The organism is Bradyrhizobium sp. KBS0727, assembly GCF_005937885.2.
GTDB lineage: Bacteria > Pseudomonadota > Alphaproteobacteria > Rhizobiales > Xanthobacteraceae > Bradyrhizobium.
In genome coordinates this window covers 1,876,732-1,896,441 of sequence record NZ_CP042176.1, presented here as the reverse complement: position 1 = coordinate 1,896,441, position 19,710 = coordinate 1,876,732, and the positions used below count along the sequence as shown (strand labels likewise).

Here is a 19,710-nt window from a genome sequence, read left to right as displayed (position 1 = left end):
TGCCAGCCGCGGGGAAGACTAAGGGCAGCGCTTGTCAGAGTCTACAAATTACAGGTACATAGTTATATTTCTATATATGTGGAAAATGATTGCGGCGAAAGCTGTATGGTGCTATTTTACAGTACGTTTTGGTTCTAAATTCGAGCGTATCAAAGTACTCCTCGTCACCCACTCAGAATTCTTTCCATATACGTGTAAATGATAAATTCCGGCATAAAATCAGCCAAGCGGATCTTCGAAGTCCTCGAGTACTTCGAGGAAGTGAAACGACCGATTTCGCTGAAGGAAGTCGCGACGAAGTGTGACTATCCGACTTCCAGTGCCGCAGCCTTGCTGAAGAGCATGGCGATGCTGGGATACCTGTTCTACGACAGTTACAATCGCACCTACATGCCGACGATGCGCATCGCCCAGATGGGCCGGTGGCTTGACGCCGGGCTATTCGGCGACAGCGCCATCCTTGCGCTGGTCGACTTCGTTCACGAGGAACTGGACGAGCTCGTCAATATCAGCACGCAGTCCGATTTGCATGCTCAGTACATCCACTGTCTGCAAACCAGCAAGCGCCTGCGGTTTGAAGTGAAGCCGGGAGAGGTTCGACCACTTGCGATCAGTGGAATTGGTCGCACGTTGCTCAGCGGCCACTCTGACGTCGAGATTGCCCGGCTGCTGCGCCGCATAAATGCCGTTTGTCCTCCAGAAGAACACTTCGAACTGAATGCGCTGATGAAGATCATCAACGGCATCCGGCGCGATGGCTATATGTTCTCCAAACACATCATCGTCCAGGACGCAGGCGTGATTGCCGTGCTGCTCCCGAAACGCGATTTCGGACGCGACATGGTTCTTGGCGTCGGCGGGCCGGTATCACGTCTCGAAGAGCGACAGGACGAAATCCTGGCTTGTATTCGCGAAGGCATCGCGCGGTTACTGAAGTGACACCAGCAGCTGTTCGGCAGCCTGCCCGAGGCAGCAAACAGCCGTGAATCAAGCGAGAGATGACCGGAATGCGCCTGCCATCCCTACCGCTCAGTCAGATCGAAATTTGTCTCCGCTGAAAGTCTCCACAAACCGGGAGTTTTTGCGGTTTTGGCTGGAGACTTTCCGTGAATTCTCGCTAGAGTTGCCACTTTCCGGAGACTGGAGACCGGTCGAAAACTCGCGAAATGCCAATAAATGCGGTATTTCTCACCAGAATGCGCCAACTATCTCTAGTTGAGAGACTGGCTGGCTGGGGCGGGAGGGATCGAACCTCCGAATGGGGGAATCAAAATCCCCTGCCTTACCGCTTGGCTACGCCCCAACAGGCCGGTCTTGGAACAGTCGGGGATCGCGCCGGCGCGATCCCCCTTCCGGCAACGCCGGTCTATAGACGGAGTTCGGCCATTTCAACAGGCTGGAAGCGCCAATTTCACCCGAAATCAGGCCCATCGACGGTACCCTTTATAATGGGTGATTTGGGGGTCCCTTCCGCGAGCCCGTTTTCCCCCCGGCGCGGCCCGATACCGCCGATCGGAGAGTTGAGACAAGGCTGGTTTCGTGGGAAGACGGCAGCCTCCGTTTCCGTCAAAGCGAGATGCCCGTCATGACCTACCGCGCGCCGATCTCCGACATCCTGCTCGCGCTCAATCACGGTGCCGGCCTCGAGGCCGCCGTGAAGGCCGGCCATTACGGCGATTTCGACGGCGACATCACCGCCGCCGTGCTGGAGGAAGCCGGCAAATTCGCCGGCGACGTGCTGGCGCCGCTCAACCGTGTCGGCGACGAACACGGCATCAAGCTCGAGGCCAACAAGGTGACCACCGCCCCCGGCTGGCCCGACGCCTATCAGCGCTGGACCGCGGCCGGTTGGAACGCGGTGTCGGGTCCGGAGGCTTTCGGCGGCCAGGGCCTGCCGCTCGCGATCAACGCCGCCTGCACCGAAATCTGGAGCGCCTCCAACATCGCGTTCGGCCTCTGCCCGCTGCTGACTCTCAGCGCCATCGAGGCGCTCGACGCCCATGGCAGCGATGAGTTGAAGAAGATCTACCTGGAGAAGCTGGTGACCGGCGAATGGACCGGCACCATGCAGCTCACCGAGCCGCAGGCCGGCTCCGACGTCGGTGCCCTGCGCACCCGCGCCGAGCGTGCGCCCGACGGCTCTTATCGCATCAAGGGCACCAAGATCTTCATCACCTATGGCGACCACGACATGACCGATAACATCGTGCATTTCGTGCTGGCCCGCCTGCCCGATGCCCCCGCGGGCACCAAGGGCATCTCGCTGTTTCTGATTCCGAAATTCCTCGTCAATGCCGACGGCTCGCTGGGCGCCCGCAACGATATCTATCCGAGCGGCGTCGAGCACAAGCTCGGCATGCATGCTTCGCCGACCTGCACCATGACCATGGGCGACCAGGGCGGCGCGATCGGATACCTGATCGGCGAGGAAAATCGCGGCATGCTCTGCATGTTCACGATGATGAACCAGGCCCGCCTCGGCGTCGGCCTGGAAGGTGTCGGCATTGCCGACCGCGCCTATCAGCAGGCGCTGGCGTTCGCTCAGGAGCGCAAGCAGGGCCGCGCCATCGGCTCGAAGGGCGACGGCATGGAAGCCATCATCGTCCATCCCGACGTCAAGCGCATGCTGATGCAGATGCGCGCCATGACCGCTGCCGCGCGCTCGATTTGTTACGCCACCGCCGTGGCGCTCGACGTCTCCGTGCGCGCCAAGGACGCCAAGGTTCGCAGCGACGCCGCGGCCCGCGGCGCGTTGCTGACGCCGATCGCAAAGGCCTTCTCCACCGACATCGGCAACGAGGTGACCTATCTCGGCGTCCAGATCCACGGCGGCATGGGCTTCATCGAGGAGACTGGCGCCGCGCAGCACTACCGCGACGCGCGCATCACCTCGATCTACGAGGGCACCAACGGCATCCAGTCGATCGACCTGGTCACGCGCAAACTCGCGGCCAACGGCGGCGCCTCGGTGTCGGCGCTGCTCGACGAGCTCTCCGGCATCGTCAAGCAGGTCGAAGCCTCGAACGACCCCGCCTTCGGCACCACCGGCGCAAAATTGCGCGACGCGCTGGGCTCGCTTGAGCGCGCCAGCAAGTGGCTGCTGGAGCGCGTCGCCTCGGCGCCGAACGACGCGCTGGCGGGTGCGACGCCGTATCTGCGGCTGTTCGGCTCCACGCTCGGCGGCTGCATGCTGGCCGGCGAAGCCCTCGCCGCCAAAGCCAACGGCGACGCCGGCGATCCGCAGCGTTATGTCACGCTGGCGAGATTCTTTGCCGAGAACGTCACGGTTCAATCCGGTTCGCTGGAGAAAACCGTGATCGACAGCGCCGATGCCGTGAACGGCGCCGACGCGGTGCTGCTGGCGTAAGGGCGCATCTGACGCCACAGTATCTCTCAGGCAGGAGCCACCGTCCCGATGTTTGATTTCGATCGCGTTATTGACCGCCGCGGCACGCACGCGTCGAAGTGGGACATGATGGCAAAGCTCTCGGGGATCACCGCTTCCGACGGAATCCCGATGTGGGTCGCCGACATGGATTTCGCAGCGCCTCCGGGCGTGACGGCAGCGCTGACCGCTGACGTGACCCGTGCCGTCCATGGCTACTATGGCGACACCGGAAGCTGGGCGGCGTCGGCGTCCGAATGGCTGGCGCGACGGCACGGCCTGTCGATCGACCCGGCGTGGATAAGCCAGACGCCGGGTGTCGTCTCCGGGCTGGGTCTTATCCTTCAGGCCGTCACCGAGCCCGGCGACGAGGTCGTGGTGTTTCCACCGGCCTATCACGCCTTTCGCAAGATCATCCTCGCCAACGAGCGGCGCATCCACGACGCGCAACTGGTGCTGCGCCAGGGCCGCTACGAGATGGATCTCGAAGCGCTCGGCGCACAACTCACGCCGCGCACCAGAATCGTGTTTTTCTGCAGCCCGCATAATCCGGGCGGCACCGTCTGGACGGTCGAGGAGATCCGTGCGCTCGCCACCTTCTGCGCCGAACGCAATTTGATCCTGGTGTCCGACGAGATCCACTGCGACCTGCTGCTGGGCGACGTCAAGCACACGCCGACGCTGTCGGCTGCGCCCGAGATCGCGGATCGCCTGATTACCTGCGTTGCCGCCACCAAGACCTTCAATCTCGCCGGTGCCCATGTCGGCGCATGCTTCACGTCCAATCCGGTGTTGAAGGCAAAGCTCGACGCGCGCATCGCGGCCAGCGGACTCGCTTCCTACAACGCCTTCGGCATGATCGCGACCGAAGCGGCCTGGCGAACCGGCGAAACCTGGCTCGATGCGCTGCTGCCTTATCTGGCCGGCAACCGCGACCTGCTCGACACCCGCATCGAGCGCGCCGCGCCCGGCGCACGTTCGATGCGGCTCGATGCGACCTATCTCGGCTGGGTCGATTTCTCCGGAACCGGACTGGCGCCGGCGGACGTTGCCGCGCGGGTCAAGGACCGGGCGCGGATTTTTGCCAGCCCCGGCGAGCAATTCGGGCCGGGCGGTGAAACCTGGCTGCGCTTCAACTTCGCCACCCCGCGCCCGATTCTCAACGAGGCGCTCGACCGGCTGGATGAGGCTTTTCGAGATCTGCGATAGTAAGGGGCGGATGCGACGACGTAGGATGGTCATGGGCGATCCAGTACGCCGCCACGTCATTGCGAGCGCAGCGAAGCAATCCATTCTTCCTTTGCGTGACGCGATGGATTGCTTCGCTGCGCTCGCAATGACGGTGGACATACCTTCGCATTCTCGCGGCGCGATGCGCCCGGAGTTTTGCAAGAAACCTTGCCCTCCAAATCAGAGGGCGCAGGGAAGACCGGGTGCGCGCTGCACCCGCGGTCTCGCGTGCGATTGCACAAAACAAAACTGCACACGAGCATACAGGTTCAGCGGAGAGCCTCCGGCCTTCCCTGCGCAATGGCTTTACGGCTTATACGATTTCGTCCTGGTGACCGGCTTTCTTGCCACCATCATCGACGTCGGCTTTCGCTTCCGCCAACTTGACGCCAGCACCGGGGCGTCGGACCCAAACGATTTCACCGTACGCAATGACCACGCTCGTCAGTCGCAGCCTTCGCGTCCATCGCTCCCTGCCCCTCGTTTGCGACGATGGCCAACGCCCCTTTGGTGGGACAGGATGGCGGGAATCCTTAAAGTGTTTCTACCTGACGACGGAAGCGGAATATTTTTGCGCGAAGGGCTGGACAGACTTTCGTACTGATTTGCCCGACGGGTTGATTTGTCGCACGCGCAAGACGATTTCGCTATTGCGCGCAAGGCGACTCGTCTGCCGACGGTCACCCCTGCGAAATCCAGGAAATCGGCTTCAGCCTCGCCTGAATGCCTTATGCGAGCTGCGGGCGCGCGGCATCACTCCTTCAAGATGAATTTCTTGCGCAGTTCCGCGGCTATCTTGTCGGCAAGTTCTTGCGCGTTTTTAGTGTGTTTCGGCGCGGTGACCACCGTGGGACGCCAGCCGAGGATTGGATCCTTGCGCACAGATACAAAGACACCACCAATCACCAGGCGCTGAAGGATCATATCTTCGAGTTCCGCGTCGGTTTTTTCTTCCTTACCCATTTCGCGACTCGCTGATGACGTATCAGTAAGTACGATCTAGATAACGCCGCGCTCAAAAACGAGGCCGCAGGCCGAAAAATAAACGCGAAAGTGAATTGCGGGCACAGTTGCGATGCTTTGGTTCCGGGACTCTTCGTTCAAGGCGCTACGCTCGCCAACTATGCGACAGCCGCGACCGGCCGGGGCGTCATTTTGTGTTCCTTGAGGACCACATCTGCTTCGTCGACCTCCACAAGCGAAACATCATAGCTCCAGAGATTGGCGAGGTGCTGCAGCACATGTGCCGCATCCGTCTCGTTCAGTCTGGCACCTTTCACGACGTTGTGACGCAACATCAGGCGGCGGTCGCCGGCAAGATCGACGTCTACGACTTCGATATTGGCGTCGATGACACCAACGTCATATTGCCGCGCCAGTTCGCGGCGAAGACGACGATAGCCGCGCTCGTCATGAATGGCGTCGACCCTGATGCCTTCCTTTTGCTCCGGATCGTCGTGTAGATGGAACATGCGATAGTGTCGCATCAGCCGCGGGCTGAGGAACTGGCTGATGAAGCTTTCGTCGCGATAATTGGCCCAAACGTCGCGCAGAACCGCCATCGCATCGCCGCTGCCCGCAATGTCCGGAAACCACTCACGATCCTCCTGCTCCGGATCGGTGACGATGCGCTCGATGTCCTGCATCATCGCAAAACCAAGCGCGTAAGGGTTGAAGCCCGAAAAACCTCGATCGTCGAATTCAGGCTGGAACACGACGTTGGTATGCGACTTCAGGAATTCCAGAAAGTTGCCGTCAGACAATTTGCCCAGCTTGTGCAGCCGATTCATGATGCGGTAGTGAACGTAGGTCGCAGTTCCCTCGTTCATGACCTTGGTCTGGCTTTGCGGGTAGAAGTACTGCGCGATATGCCGCACGATCCGCAGCAATTCACGCTGCCAGGGCTGCAGGCGTGGCGCCGATTTTTCGAGAAAGTACAGCAGGTTTTCCTGCGGTAGCCCGAGCAGCTTGCGTCGGCGCTCGGCGTTGAGCACCGCCCCGCTCTTGACGGGTCCGACCGGAACGGTTCGCCAGAGGTCGTTGAAAGCGCTTTGTTCGTACAAACGGCGCTTTCCGGCGCGCTCCTCCTCGGCGCGAAGGTCGAGCTTCTTCTTGCCGGCATACCGGTCGACGCCGTGCGACCGCAGGGCGTGCGCCGCATCAAGCGTCTGTTCGACCGCCTGACGCCCATGGCGCTCCTCGCATTGCGTCACATAGCGTTTGGCAAATTCGAGATAGTCCAGGATACCCTCGGCGTCAGTCCACTGCTTGAACAGGTAATTGTTCCTGAAGAAATGATTGTGTCCGAACGCGGCATGCGCAATCACCAGTGTCTGCATCGTCGCGGTGTTTTCCTCCATCAGATAGGAAATACATGGCGAACTGTTGATGACGATCTCATACGCCAGACCCGTCAGCCCCTTGCGGTAGGAGGCCTCCTCATAGGCAAAGTGCTTGCCGAACGACCAATGCTTGTAGAACAGCGGCATGCCGACGGACGAATAGGCGTCCAGCATCTGTTCGGCCGTAATGACTTCGATCTGGTTGGGATAGATACTGAGACCCAGTTCCGAGCACGCAATATCCTCACAGGCGTTGGAGATACGCTGCAGTGTCGGGAAATCCCAATCCGAACCTTGAAACAGCAATTGGTCCGTCGCGGTCATCGGGCGACCCTCTCCTGTTTTCCGCGGCGCTTGAACAGGTCGTGGAACACCGGGAAGATTTCCTTGCGTTCGCAGACTTTGCGCGCCGACAGCGGCGCGCCTTCGATGCGCAACCGCTGGTACAGCGTCCATAGCGACGAGTCAGGCATATCGAAGGTCAGGCCGTTGTCCTGACCGACTTCCAGATAGGCAAAGAACTGGCTGGCCGGCAGGATCATCTCCGTCAGCAGCCGAGCCACGGCCTCGCTGTCCGAACTCGAATTGTCGCCATCGGATGCCTGCGCGGCGTAGATGTTCCAGTCCGCCGGACGAAACCGCGACCTGACGATATCGTGCATCGCCTCAAGTGCGCTCGACACCAGGGTGCCGCCGGACGCCGGCCCGCGAAAGAAGGTTTCCTCGTCGACTTCTTCGGCCTTGTCGGTATGCCGGATGAAGACGATCTCGACGTGGCGATAGCGCCGTTTCAAAAAGACGTAGAGCAGCATGTAGAAGCGCTTGGCGAGATCCTTCATGTGCTCGGTCATCGAGCCCGACACATCCATCAGACAGAACATCACGGCCTGCGCCGCCGGTTTCGGCGTCGTTTCAAAACGCCGGTACCTGATATCGATCGGATCGATGAACGGGATCCGACGTATCTTGGCTTTCAAGGCTTCGAGTTCGGCCTCGATCTCGGCGCGCCGCGCCTCGCTGCAATCCGCAAGCTCGGCTTCGAGCGCCGCCAGCGCCTCGGGCCGCGGCCTGCGCAAAGCGACCCGCCGCGCCATTGCGCGGCTGACCGTCCGGCTCACCGAAATATTCGCGGGCGAGCCGGAGGTCGCGTAACCGGCGCGATGAATGCCCTCGCTTTCGACCTCGGCAAGCTTGCGCTTGGCGAGATCGGGCAATTCCAGATCGTCGAGGAACAGATCGACAAACTCGTCGCGGCTGAGGACGAAACGGAAGCCGTCCTCACCGTCGCCCTCGCCCGGAGCACTCGACTTCCCGCCACCCTGCCCCTGTCGCGGCAGGAGATCGCCTTCGACGAACTTCTTGTTTCCGGGAAGCACCATGTCGCGCGTACCGCCCTCGCGGCGAAAGCGCGGCTCATTCATGCCGTCGAGCGGGATACTGATCTCACCGCCTTCCAGGACATCCTTGATGTCCCGGTCTTGCGACGACTTCTTGACAGCCCCCTGAACCAAGGCCTTGGCCCGGCGCAGGAAGCGCTGACGATTTTCAAGACTCTTGCTGCCCGGATTCAGCCGCCGGTCGACGATATGAATGGCCACGTTTTCATCCGCCTCAGCCGGCCTGCTTCACGCGCATGTACCACTCGACCAGCCGGCGGACCTGGCGCTCGGTGTAGCCTCGCTCGACCATTCTCTCGACAAACTCGCCATGCTTGCGCTCGGTTTCGCCGTCCTTTTTCGAGCCGAACGAAATGACCGGAAGCAGGTCTTCGACCTGTGAGAATATTCGCTTCTCGATCACTTCCCGGATCTTCTCGTAGCTGGTCCAGGAGGGGTTCTTGCCGCCGTGCTGCGCCCGCGACCGCAGCGAGAATTTGACGACCTCGTTACGGAAATCCTTCGGGTTGGCAATGCCCGCAGGCTTCTCGATCTTTGTCAGCTCCTGATTGAGAAGCTCCCGGTCGAGCAATTGTCCGGTATCGGGATCCTTGAAGTCCTGATCTTCGATCCAGGCATCGGCATAATCGACGTAGCGATCGAACAGGTTCTGCCCATAGTCCGAATAGGATTCGAGATAGGCCTTTTGAATCTCGTGCCCGATAAACTCGGCGTAGCGCGGCGCAAGATCGGCCTTGATGAACTCAAGGTATCGCTTTTCGACTTCGTCAGGAAGCTGCTCACGGCGGATCGCCTGCTCCAGCGTGTACATCAGATGGACGGCGTCGGCGCCGATTTCCGTCGTATCGTGATTGTAGGTCGACGCCAGAACCTTGAACGCAAACCGCGTCGAGATTCCGTCCATGCCCTCGTCGACTCCCGCCGCATCCTTGTATTCCTGAACGCTGCGCGCCTTCGGATCGGATTCCTTCAGGCTTTCGCCGTCATAGACCCGCATTTTTGCAAACAGCGTCGAGTTTTCGTGCCGGCGCAGGCGCGACATCACCGAGAAGCGCGCCAACGTCTCCAGTGTCGACGGCGCACACGGCGCGGAGGCAAGCTCGGAGCTGGAGATGAGCTTCTCGTAGATCTTCTGCTCTTCCGTGACCCGCAGGCAATACGGCACCTTGATCACGCAGATGCGGTCGATGAAGGCTTCGTTGTTCTTGTTGGTCTTGAAGCTCTGCCATTCGGATTCGTTGGAATGCGCGAGAATGACACCGGTGAAGGGTATGGCCCCGATATTCTCGGTGCCGATATAGTTACCCTCCTGCGTCGCCGTCAGCAGCGGATGCAGCATCTTGATCGGCGCCTTGAACATCTCGACAAATTCGAGGACACCCTGATTGGCGCGGTTGAGCCCGCCGGAATAGCTGTAAGCGTCGGGGTCGTTCTGCGCAAAAGTCTCCAGCTTGCGGATATCGACCTTGCCGACCAGCGACGAGATGTCCTGATTATTTTCGTCGCCGGGCTCGGTCTTAGCGATTCCGATCTGGCGCAATCGCGAAGGCTGGATCCTGGCCACACGGAATCGCGAGATATCGCCGCCGAAGGCTTCCAGCCGCTTGTAGCACCATGGACTCATCAATCCATTGAGGCGGCGACGCGGGATGCCGTACTTCTCTTCGATCATCGGCCCCAGGGTTTCGGGGTCGAACAGGCTGAGCGGGCTTTCGAAGACGGGGCTGAGTTCGTCGCCCGCCTTGAGCACATAGATCGGATGGACCTCCATCAGCGACTTGAGCCGCTCGGCAAGGGACGATTTGCCGCCGCCGACGGGGCCGAGCAAATAAAGAATTTGCTTACGTTCCTCCAGGCCCTGGGCCGCGTGCCGGAAGAAACCGACAATGCGCTCGATTGTCTCTTCCATGCCGTGGAAGCCAGCGAACGCCGGATAGGCGCGCATGGTCCTGTTCAAAAAAATACGGCCAAGGCGGGGGTCCTTGGCCGTGTCGATCATTTGGGGTTCACCGATCGCCGCGAGTAACCGCTCGGCTGCATTGGCATATCGCATCGGATCGCCTCGACACGATTCCAGATATTCCGCCATCGACATATCGACTTCGCTGCGGGCCTCGAAGGACCTTGCAAACGCATTGAACAGAGAATCGTTATACATGATCCGCTCCTCATCTCGTCGCTGGCCTGCCGCAACGCGCGCGCCTCAACTGGATAGACGGAGTTCTCTCCGCCCACGCGAATCGGGCATCAGCACATGCGTTATTCGAATCCGACGGCCTTCCGTGCGCAATGCACGGCATGTGCAGCGGGTGACTTATGAACAGGCAATTGCCTAAATCTTGTGCAAACGGTGAAGCCATCACCAAATTGCGCGATGATTTGGAGCGGTTGTTGCCGATCCGCACACCCACCCAAGTAGGTGATGGTGTTGCGTTTCTAGCCAATCGGCTTCAACCCCGCCTCGACTGCCGCGCGCCGCGGCTCGAGAAACGGCGGCAGTGCCAGCTTTTCGCCAAGCGTGGCCATCGGCTCATCCGTCGCAAAACCCGGGCCGTCGGTCGCGATTTCGAACAGGATGCCGTTGGGTTCGCGGAAGTAGAGACTGCGGAAATAAAAGCGATCGACCTCGCCGCTGTTGGGCACGCGCAACTCGTTCAACCGCTGCGTCCAGGCGTGATGCTGCGTCTCGTCCGGAGTGCGGGACGCGACGTGATGCACGCCGCCGGCGCCCTGCCGCGCAACCGGCGACGCCTTGTCTTCGATCACATGCAGTTCGGCGGCAGGGTTATGTTCGTCGCTTGCCCGCCCATCGCGAACACATGAATCTCGGCGCCATGGGCGGCATAGTCGCGCACACGGCGCATGTTCATGACCTCTGTCAGCACGAAGGCGGTACGCGACATCTCCTGCACGGTCAGCACGATCGGGCCGAGGCCGCGGATCTGGTGTTCGGCCGGCACCGGGCTGCGCTCCCACGGCGAGGCTGGACCCGCACCGTCGTCATCGACCAGCACCAGCCGCTGTCCCTCGCCGTCCTCGAACCGCAGCGTCAGCCGGCCATCGACTTCGATCACGTCACCGGTGACGCCGCCGGCCTTCTTCAGGCGGTCGCGCCAGTAACCGAGACTGGCTTCGCCGGCGACGCGCAATCCGGTGCGCGAAATCGCGTTGGTTCCACGCTGCTCCGGCATCGCCGGGAAATCGAAGAAGGTGAGATCGATGCCGGGATTGGCTTTGCCGTCGGCGTAGAACAGATGGTAGGCCGAGACGTCATCCTGATTGACGGTCTTCTTGACCAGCCGCATGCCGAGCAGGCCGGTATAGAAGGCCAGATTCTCCCGCGGCCTCGCCGAGATCGCGGTCAGATGATGAATTCCGGTTGGCTGCATTGCGTCATCCTTTGGGGGAAAACGGGTGCGGCGATTTGGGCCTTTTCAGGGATCATGTAGGATGTAGGCTGATGACTCGCCAGCGGCACCGTCGCCGCCTGCTTCAGGGACACCTTCATGACCGGGCACCTCATTGTCACCGACGAAGACGCGATGCGCGTGATCACGCTGCGTCGGCCCGAGAAGAAGAACGCGATCACCCAGGAGATGTATCGCCTGATGAGCGATGCCATCGACACGGCGCAGAACAATCCGAAGATCCGCTGCATCGTCATCACCGGCGGCTCCGGCGTGTTCACCGCCGGCAACGACCTCGAGGATTTCCTGAAAGACGGCACCTCGAATACCGACACGCCGCGCGCCTCCAACGCCGCAAAATTTCTCTATTCGCTGGCGCATAACGTCAAGCCGCTGATCGCCGCCGTCGACGGCATCGCGATCGGCATCGGCACCACCATGCTGTTCCATTGCGATTACGTGCTCGCCAGCAAGACCGCGACGTTCTCGACGCCGTTCATCAATCTCGGACTGGTGCCCGAGGGCGCCTCGAGCCTCTTGATGCCGCGCACCATGGGCCACCAGCGCGCCTTCGCGATGCTGGTGATGGGACGCACCGTCACCGCCGACGACGCCCATACCGCGGGGTTCGTCAACGTCGTGGTATCGCCGGGACATACCGAAGCCGAAGCGCGCAAGGTCGCGCGCGAAATCTGCGCGCTGCCGGCGGAAGCGGTCGCGATCTCGCGCAAGCTGTTGAAGCTGCCGCCGGAGGACATGACGCGCCGGATCGACCAGGAAGGCCATCTGTTCGGCGAACGGATGCGCTCCCGGGAAGCGATCGCCGCCTTCAAGGCGTTCTTCTCGCGCAAGAGGGGGTAGGCGTTTTAGGCGTAGCCCGGATGAGCGTAGCGACATCCGGAGTTTCGCCTCGCTTTCATCCCGCATGTCGCTACGCTCATCCGGGCTACAAGCTTTCGCAAAAGCGTCGCGCCTGATATTTATTATGGCGCCATGAGACATCATATCTCCGCAGCATTTGCGCTGCTCACCACGCTCGCCTCACCGGCCCTCGCCCAAACCGCAGCGCCGGTGGAATTGCGCATTCTCGCCGTCAACGATTTTCACGGTAACCTCCGCCCGCCGCCGGGCGGCATCCGGATCGCCGATCCCGCCGACAAGACCAGGAAGATCGTGGTCAACGCCGGCGGCGCCGAGCGGATGGCAACATTGGTCAACCAGCTTCGCGACGGCCACAACAACACGATATTCGTCGCCGCCGGCGACCTGATCGGCGCCAGCCCGTTTCTGTCGGCGATGTTCCACGACGAGCCGACCATCGAGTCGATGTCGATGATGGGGCTGGCGCTTTCTGCCGTTGGCAATCACGAGTTCGACGAGGGCAAGGACGAGTTGCTGCGGATGCAGAACGGCGGCTGCCACCCGGTCGATACCTGCCAGGGGCCGCATCCGTTTAGCGGCGCGAAGTTCCGCTATCTCGCCGCCAGCACGATCGACAAGAGCAGCGGCAAGACCGTGTTTCCCGCCTACGAGATCCGCACATTCGACGGCATCCCGGTGGCCTTCATCGGCCTGACGCTGAAGGCCACGCCTGAAATCATTTCGCCGCAGAGTGCCACCGGTCTCGAGTTCCGCGACGAGGTCGAGACCGTGAACGCGCTGGTCCCGGAATTGAAGGCGCGCGGCGTCGAGGCGATCGTGGTGCTGATCCATCAGGGCGGCATGCCGGCAGGCGATTATAACGAGTGCCCTGCTATCGCAGGCCCGATCGTCGATATCGTCAAGAAGTTCGATCACGCGATCGACGTCGTCGTCTCCGGCCACACCCATCAGGCCTATATCTGCGAGATCGACGGAAGGCTTGTCACCAGCGGCGACAAATACGGCACGCTGGTTACCGCGATCGACCTCACGCTCGATCCCGTCACCCGCGACGTCGTCAGCGCCAAGGCCAACAACAGCATCGTCCGCATCCCCGACCTGGCCCGGGATCCCGATCAGACTGCGCTGCTCGAAGCCTATGACCGGGTCGCCGCCCCGATCGCCAACCGTCCGGCGGGTTCGGTGACGGAGACGCTGTCGCGCACGCCGAACAATGCCGGCGAGAGCCCGCTCGGCGATATCATCGCCGACGCCCAGTTGGCCGCGACCAGCACCGCGGAGAGCGGCAGTGCGGTGATGGCCTTCACCAATCCCGGCGGCGTGCGCACCGACATTGCGCGCAAGGACAACGGCGCGGTCACGTTTGCCGACCTGTTCGCCAGCCAGCCGTTCCGCAACCAGCTGGTGACGCTGACGCTGAGCGGAAAGCAGATCAAGGACCTGCTGGAACAGCAATGGCTGGATCCGAAGCGGCCGCGCATCCTGCAGGTCTCGAAGGGGTTCAGCTACGCCTGGGACGGCACCAAAGGCGACGGCGAGCGCGTCGTCGCCGAGCGGATGTCGTTGAACGGGCAACCGATCGCGCCTGCCGCGTCCTATCGCGTCACGGTCAACAACTACCTCGCCGTCGGCGGCGACGGTTTTACCGTGCTTCGGGATGGTACCAAGCTGCAAACCGGCAGCTACGACAGCGACGCCTTGCATGCCTATTTCAGGACGAACAGCCCGATCGGCCCCACCGCGGGCGGCCGCATCGTCAGGATCAACTGAACCGGGGGCCAGGGCCCGCGTTATCCCGCAGCGATGGCTCTTTCCGAGCGGGCGATGACCGCTTAGATTGGAACCTTCCCGCCAAGCGCAATCGAAATGCGCCAGGATTTTGCATGACTCTGCTTCTGACGCATTCCGCCTATCTCGACCATTTGACGCCCCCGGGGCACCCCGAACGCCCCGACCGGCTGCGCGCGGTCGGCGAGGTTTTGGGCGAAGATCGCTTCAAGGCGCTGGTTCGCGGCGAGGCGCCGGAAGGCAGCCTCGATTCCGTCGCGCTCTGCCATGGCGAGCATTATATCGGCGAACTCCGCCACATCGCGCCCACCAGCGGCATGATCTATCTCGACGGCGACACCTCGATGTCGCCCGGCACCTGGGAAGCCGTCATGCGCGGCGTCGGCGGCGCGATCGCCGCGACCGACGCCGTGATGGCCGGCACGCATCAAAACGCCTTCGTCGCGGTGCGTCCGCCCGGCCATCACGCCGAGATCAACAAGCCGATGGGTTTCTGCTTCTTCGACAATGTCGCGATCGCCGCCCGTCACGCCCAGCGCAAATACGGCATCGGCCGCGCCGCCATCGTCGATTTCGACGTCCATCACGGCAACGGCACCCAGGACATCTTCTGGGCCGATCCGACCGTGATGTATTGCTCGACGCACCAGATGCCGCTGTTTCCCGGCACCGGCGCCAGCAGCGAGCGCGGCGAGCACGACACCATCGTCAATGCGCCGCTCGCCTCCGAGGACGGCAGCGTCAAATTCCGCGCCGCGTTCGAAAACCTGATCCTGCCGCAGTTGCAGAAATTCAGCCCCGAACTGATCATCATTTCGGCCGGCTTCGACGCGCATTACCGCGATCCGCTGGCTTCCCTCAACGTCAAGGCCGAGGATTTCGGCTGGGTCACGCGCAAGCTGATGGACACCGCCAACGCCAGCGCGGGGGGACGGGTTGTCTCGGTGCTGGAGGGCGGCTACGACCTGCAGGGGCTGAAAGAGTCGGTGGCGGCGCACGTCACCGCATTGATGGCCGGCTAGATCCCCGCCACAATACGTCCCTAGAAATTTGTTTGATTCTGCGCTTCCAACGGGGCGCAACCGGGAACGCAACAATGGCCGAAAATACCCAGACGGACGTCAAGAAGCTTTCCTTCGAGCGCGCGATCGAGGAACTGGAATCGATCGTGCGACGGCTCGAGGACGGCAAGGTGCCGCTTGAGGAATCGGTCGCCATCTACGAGCGCGGCGAGGCGCTGAAACGACGCTGCGAGGAATTGCTGCGGCAGGCCGAGGCCCGGGTCGACAAGATCACCACCGACGCCTCCGGCCAGGTAACCGGAACCGAACCGCTCGACGTGCAGTAGGCCTCAAGCGGAGCGTCGAATCCGCGCAGGCCCGGCCGATATTCGAGAACATTATGCGAAATCAGCACCCGGTGTCCGCCTGTGACATGACGGCTGCCCAATTTGTCATCGAATTAGCTCTTGGGGCGTGGAACGGCCTGATATAGTCCCACTAGAGCCCTAGCGGTTCTGGTTGAAGCAGATCCGGGCTCTACTCTTTGTTTTGACGCGTTTTCTTGACGCGAACCGGTGTCCACTTCGCTCGAAAACGCTATGGTAGTCCGGGGACAGTACGTGCGCGTTCAGCACCGCCATATCATCTACATCCAGGGATACGACCCGCGCGGGCTGGCGCAGTATTATCGTATGTTCAGGACCGAACTGCGGAAATTCTCCAGGCTCTACCAGCTTTCCGCCACCCTGGGCCGCCCGCAGGCGTCGCCCGACGGCGAGATCGCGTCCTGGACCATCGAGACCAAGGCGGACGACTGGCAGACCCGCACCAGTTACGACTTCCTGCGGTTTGAGGATTTCATCCAGCGCGACCTCGCGCAGCCGGTCTGGCGCACGGTGCTGCAGGCGGTCTGGATCTACTGGCGGTTGATGTTCTCCGGCACCATTGCGCGATTCTGGCGGGCGAATTGGCGCTTTGCGACCTTCATCACCTATCCGCATTTCCTGCTGCTGCTGGAGGCGATCGTTGCCGCCGGCCTCGCTTATGCGTTCGAGAAAGGGCTCGATGCGATCGGCATCCCGGATGCCTTCAGCATTGCGGCCGCACTGGCGGCGTTCGTGGCCGTGCTCGGTACCGTGCTCAAATACACCGAAAACCAGACCTACCTGCTCTATGTGCTGTCGGACACGATCTGGACCTGGGAATTCTCGCATCGCGCCCGCCCCGAATGGGACCAGCGCATCGACCGCTTTGCGCAACACCTGGTCAGGACGGCGCGCGAGAGCGATGCCGATGAAATCGTCGTCGTCGGCCATAGCTCGGGATCGTTCCTGGGCACCGAAATGCTGGCGCGCGCGCTACAACTCGATCCCGACCTCGGGCGCCATGGCCCGCGCATCGTGCTTTTGACGATCGGCGGAAACTTCCCGATCGTCGGCTTCCACGCGGTGTCGCAACCGTTCCGCGACGATCTGCGGATGCTGGCGGTCGAGCCCTCGATCGACTGGATCGACTGCCAGTCGCGCAAGGACGTGATGAATTTCTTTCCGTTCGATCCGATCGCCGGCCACGACATCGACGTCGGTTCGAACAGGCGCAATCCGAGAATCGTGTCGGTGCGGTTTCGCGACATCATCAGCCCCGAGCATTACAACGTGTTCCGGTGGAAGTTCTTCCGGGTCCACTTCCAGTTCGTGATGGCCAACGAGCGGCCCCACGCCTACGATTTCTTCATGATCGTCTGCGGACCGATCCCCCTCGCTGCACGCATGGCTGTTCCCGACGCGGCGCTGGCGGTCGCGACCGGCGATCCGGCGACCCGCGAATGGGCCTGGAAAAGGATCGAAACCGCCGAAACGGACGCCTCCGCTGCCACCGATTTGGGCGAAATGGAACCTTCTGCGCGGCGCCGCGGTTAAAAACCGGCGATATCACGGTCCCTCGACCGGGAACCGGGCTCGTTCGGCGGGTTGGCTTTGGGGCCCGGTTTGGTGTAAAGCTTGCACTTCTATGGGCTGAGAAGAGTAGCCTGCCGCCGATTTCCGGCGGCAACAAGCACTTCAAATACCTGAAGAAACTGACCGGGAAGGGTTGAAGCTACCAACGTGATGCATATCACATGGTTTGATCCGGAGTGCATCTAGGCTTTCAAATCGGGTTCCGGCCTGCCGAAGTGGCACCGGCGCCCGGATTTTCACTGCGCGGTTAACGCGCACCCCATCTCGCGTCGGGCCGTTCGCCCCGACATGCAAAATTGGAATATCGCTGTGACCACATTTAGTAAAACGCCGCTTCTCGACACCATCCGCACGCCCGATGATCTCCGCAAGCTCAAGATTGAGCAGGTGCAGCAGGTCGCCGACGAGCTGCGACAGGAAACCATCGACGCGGTGTCGGTGACCGGAGGCCATTTCGGCGCCGGCCTCGGCGTGGTCGAGCTGACCACCGCGATCCATTACATCTTCGATACGCCCCGCGATCGCCTGATCTGGGACGTCGGCCATCAGGCCTACCCGCACAAGATCCTGACCGGACGCCGCGACCGAATCCGCACGCTGCGCACCGGCGGCGGCCTGTCCGGCTTCACCAAGCGCACCGAGAGCGACTACGATCCGTTTGGCGCCGCGCACTCCTCGACCTCGATTTCCGCCGGCCTCGGCATGGCGGTGGCCCGCGACCTGTCCGGCGGCAAGAACAACGTGATCGCCGTGATCGGCGACGGCGCGATGTCCGCCGGCATGGCCTACGAGGCCATGAACAATGCCGGCGCGATGAATTCGCGCCTTATCGTCATCCTCAACGACAACGACATGTCGATTGCGCCGCCGGTCGGCGCCATGTCGGCCTACCTGTCGCGGCTTTACTCCGGCAAGACCTATCGCACGCTGCGCGAGGCCGCCAAGCAGATCAACAAGCGGCTGCCGAAGATCATCGCCAACCGCGCCAACCGCGTCGAGGAATATTCCCGCGGCTTCATGATGGACGGCGGCACGCTGTTCGAAGAGCTCGGCTTCTACTATGTCGGTCCGATCGACGGCCATAACCTCGACCATCTGCTGCCGGTGCTGAAGAACGTCCGCGACATGGAGACCGGCCCGATCCTGGTCCACGTCGTGACCCAAAAGGGCAAGGGCTACGGCCCGGCGGAAGCCTCCGCCGACAAATACCACGCCGTCGCCAAGTTCGACGTCGCTACCGGCACCCAGGCCAAGTCCAAGCCGAATGCACCGTCCTACCAGAACGTGTTCGGCCAGAGCCTGGTCAAGGAAGCCGAAAAGGACGACAAGATCGTCGGCATCACCGCCGCGATGCCCTCGGGCACCGGCATCGACATCTTCAACAAGGCTTTCCCCAACCGAACCTTCGACGTCGGCATCGCCGAGCAGCATGCAGTGACCTTCGCGGCCGGCCTCGCCACCGAAGGTTACAAGCCGTTCTGCGCGATCTATTCGACCTTCCTGCAGCGCGGCTACGACCAGGTGGTCCACGACGTCGCGATCCAGAGCCTGCCGGTCCGCTTCGCAATCGACCGCGCCGGCCTGGTCGGCGCTGACGGCGCCACCCATGCCGGTTCGTTCGACAACGCCTATCTCGGCTGTCTGCCGAACTTCGTCATCATGGCGGCCTCCGACGAGGCCGAACTGGTGCACATGGTCGCCACCCAGGTCGCGATCAACGACCGCCCGAGCGCGGTGCGCTATCCGCGCGGCGAAGGCCGCGGCGTCGATATGCCGGAAGTCGGCATTCCCCTCGAAGTCGGCAAGGGCCGCGTGGTCCGCCAGGGCAACAAGGTCGCGCTGCTGTCGTTCGGCACCCGCCTCGCCGAATGCGAGAAGGCCGCTGACGAGCTCGCCGCCCACGGCCTGTCCACCACCATTGCCGACGCCCGCTTCATGAAGCCGCTGGATGTCGATCTGGTGCTGAAGCTGGCGCGTGACCACGAGGTGCTGCTGACCATCGAGGAAGGCGCGATCGGCGGCTTCGGCTCGCATGTCCTGCAGACGCTGTCCGACCACGGCATGCTCGACGGCGGCCTGAAGATGCGCGCGATGATCCTGCCGGACGAGTTCATCGACCACGACTCGCCGAATGCGATGTATGCCCACGCCGGCCTCGACGCCAAGGGCATCGTGGCCAAGGTGTTCGACGCGCTCGGCAAGGACTACAAGGCCGAGACAGTTAAGCTGGCCTGATTGCAGGCCGGCCCGATCCCGGTGCGCGGCGCGTAAGCGTTGTCAGGCGAAGCGGTAACCGCTTCGCCGTCGGAAAAGACCGCCG

General features: G+C 62.0%; 14 protein-coding genes, 1 tRNA gene and 1 pseudogene. 9 read left to right on the top strand and 7 right to left on the bottom strand.

The features are described 5' to 3' along the window. Nucleotides 1–198: 198 nt before the first annotated feature. Nucleotides 199–939: an IclR family transcriptional regulator gene (locus tag FFI89_RS08745; RefSeq protein ID WP_138834727.1), complete on the top strand. Its 741-nt coding sequence runs from the start codon at nt 199–201 to the stop codon at nt 937–939. Nucleotides 940–1,228: 289 nt separating this feature from the next. Here the strand turns inward: FFI89_RS08745 and FFI89_RS08740 are convergent. Continuing rightward, a tRNA-Gln gene (locus tag FFI89_RS08740) sits at nt 1,229–1,303 on the bottom strand. Between the two features lie 282 nt (nt 1,304–1,585). Between FFI89_RS08740 and FFI89_RS08735 the strand changes: the two genes are divergently transcribed. Continuing rightward, entirely contained in the window at nt 1,586–3,367 is a 1,782-nt protein-coding gene (locus FFI89_RS08735; RefSeq protein ID WP_138834725.1) for an acyl-CoA dehydrogenase, read from the top strand. Nucleotides 3,368–3,415: 48 nt separating this feature from the next. Then, on the top strand, nt 3,416–4,594 hold the full coding sequence (locus FFI89_RS08730) for a MalY/PatB family protein (protein ID WP_138834724.1): 1,179 nt from the start codon (nt 3,416–3,418) through the stop codon (nt 4,592–4,594). A gap of 774 nt (nt 4,595–5,368) precedes the next feature. Here the strand turns inward: FFI89_RS08730 and FFI89_RS08715 are convergent. From FFI89_RS08715 to FFI89_RS34280, 6 genes and pseudogenes are all read right to left on the bottom strand, one after another. Next, nucleotides 5,369–5,578 carry a hypothetical protein gene (locus FFI89_RS08715; protein ID WP_074825557.1) on the bottom strand — a complete coding sequence of 70 codons (210 nt, stop codon included), beginning with the start codon at nt 5,576–5,578 and terminating at the stop codon, nt 5,369–5,371. 158 nt (nt 5,579–5,736) lie between these two features. After that, nucleotides 5,737–7,281, bottom strand: a complete 1,545-nt coding sequence (locus FFI89_RS08710) for a SpoVR family protein (protein WP_138834722.1) — start codon at nt 7,279–7,281, stop codon at nt 5,737–5,739. Then, nucleotides 7,278–8,555 carry a YeaH/YhbH family protein gene (locus FFI89_RS08705; protein WP_138834720.1) on the bottom strand — a complete coding sequence of 426 codons (1,278 nt, stop codon included), beginning with the start codon at nt 8,553–8,555 and terminating at the stop codon, nt 7,278–7,280. Before FFI89_RS08705 ends, FFI89_RS08710 begins: the two co-directional genes overlap by 4 nt. A 13-nt stretch (nt 8,556–8,568) precedes the next feature. Beyond that, complete coding sequence (locus tag FFI89_RS08700; protein WP_138834718.1) at nt 8,569–10,512, bottom strand: PrkA family serine protein kinase; 1,944 nt, start codon at nt 10,510–10,512, stop codon at nt 8,569–8,571. Nucleotides 10,513–10,790: 278 nt separating this feature from the next. Beyond that, nucleotides 10,791–11,743 (bottom strand): annotated as a pseudogene (locus FFI89_RS08695) (ring-cleaving dioxygenase). Beyond that, complete coding sequence (locus FFI89_RS34280) at nt 11,716–11,862, bottom strand: hypothetical protein (protein WP_168212836.1); 147 nt, start codon at nt 11,860–11,862, stop codon at nt 11,716–11,718. The pseudogene FFI89_RS08695 and the gene FFI89_RS34280 overlap by 28 nt, the downstream one beginning before the upstream one ends. Here FFI89_RS34280 and FFI89_RS08690 point away from each other — a divergent pair. The 6 genes from FFI89_RS08690 (at nt 11,861) to dxs (ending at nt 19,625) form a co-directional block, all read left to right on the top strand. Beyond that, entirely contained in the window at nt 11,861–12,622 is a 762-nt protein-coding gene (locus tag FFI89_RS08690; protein ID WP_138834716.1) for a crotonase/enoyl-CoA hydratase family protein, read from the top strand. The two genes, FFI89_RS34280 and FFI89_RS08690, sit on opposite strands and share 2 nt — an antisense overlap. A gap of 132 nt (nt 12,623–12,754) precedes the next feature. Continuing rightward, complete coding sequence (locus FFI89_RS08685; RefSeq protein ID WP_138834714.1) at nt 12,755–14,413, top strand: bifunctional UDP-sugar hydrolase/5'-nucleotidase; 1,659 nt, start codon at nt 12,755–12,757, stop codon at nt 14,411–14,413. A gap of 113 nt (nt 14,414–14,526) precedes the next feature. Then, nucleotides 14,527–15,453: a histone deacetylase family protein gene (locus tag FFI89_RS08680; RefSeq protein WP_138834712.1), complete on the top strand. Its 927-nt coding sequence runs from the start codon at nt 14,527–14,529 to the stop codon at nt 15,451–15,453. A gap of 74 nt (nt 15,454–15,527) precedes the next feature. Then, nucleotides 15,528–15,779 (top strand): exodeoxyribonuclease VII small subunit, encoded by a 252-nt coding sequence (locus tag FFI89_RS08675; RefSeq protein ID WP_138834710.1) that lies wholly within the window; start codon nt 15,528–15,530, stop codon nt 15,777–15,779. A 273-nt stretch (nt 15,780–16,052) separates the two neighbouring features. Further along, a complete protein-coding gene (locus tag FFI89_RS08670) occupies nt 16,053–17,351 on the top strand; it encodes a hypothetical protein (protein WP_138834708.1) in 1,299 nt (432 codons plus the stop codon). Nucleotides 17,352–17,678: 327 nt separating this feature from the next. After that, complete coding sequence (dxs, locus tag FFI89_RS08665) at nt 17,679–19,625, top strand: 1-deoxy-D-xylulose-5-phosphate synthase (protein WP_210249089.1); 1,947 nt, start codon at nt 17,679–17,681, stop codon at nt 19,623–19,625. The last annotated feature ends 85 nt before the right edge of the window (nt 19,626–19,710 follow it).

Coding starts and splice junctions, on each gene's coding strand:
- FFI89_RS08745 (WP_138834727.1), top strand. CDS start 199: ATGATAAATTCCGGCATAAAATCAGCCAAGCGGATCTTCGAAGTCCTC.
- FFI89_RS08735 (WP_138834725.1), top strand. CDS start 1,586: ATGACCTACCGCGCGCCGATCTCCGACATCCTGCTCGCGCTCAATCAC.
- FFI89_RS08730 (WP_138834724.1), top strand. CDS start 3,416: ATGTTTGATTTCGATCGCGTTATTGACCGCCGCGGCACGCACGCGTCG.
- FFI89_RS08715 (WP_074825557.1), bottom strand. CDS start 5,578: ATGGGTAAGGAAGAAAAAACCGACGCGGAACTCGAAGATATGATCCTT.
- FFI89_RS08710 (WP_138834722.1), bottom strand. CDS start 7,281: ATGACCGCGACGGACCAATTGCTGTTTCAAGGTTCGGATTGGGATTTC.
- FFI89_RS08700 (WP_138834718.1), bottom strand. CDS start 10,512: ATGTATAACGATTCTCTGTTCAATGCGTTTGCAAGGTCCTTCGAGGCC.
- FFI89_RS08690 (WP_138834716.1), top strand. CDS start 11,861: ATGACCGGGCACCTCATTGTCACCGACGAAGACGCGATGCGCGTGATC.
- FFI89_RS34280 (WP_168212836.1), bottom strand. CDS start 11,862: ATGAAGGTGTCCCTGAAGCAGGCGGCGACGGTGCCGCTGGCGAGTCAT.
- FFI89_RS08685 (WP_138834714.1), top strand. CDS start 12,755: ATGAGACATCATATCTCCGCAGCATTTGCGCTGCTCACCACGCTCGCC.
- FFI89_RS08680 (WP_138834712.1), top strand. CDS start 14,527: ATGACTCTGCTTCTGACGCATTCCGCCTATCTCGACCATTTGACGCCC.
- FFI89_RS08675 (WP_138834710.1), top strand. CDS start 15,528: ATGGCCGAAAATACCCAGACGGACGTCAAGAAGCTTTCCTTCGAGCGC.
- dxs (WP_210249089.1), top strand. CDS start 17,679: ATGCAAAATTGGAATATCGCTGTGACCACATTTAGTAAAACGCCGCTT.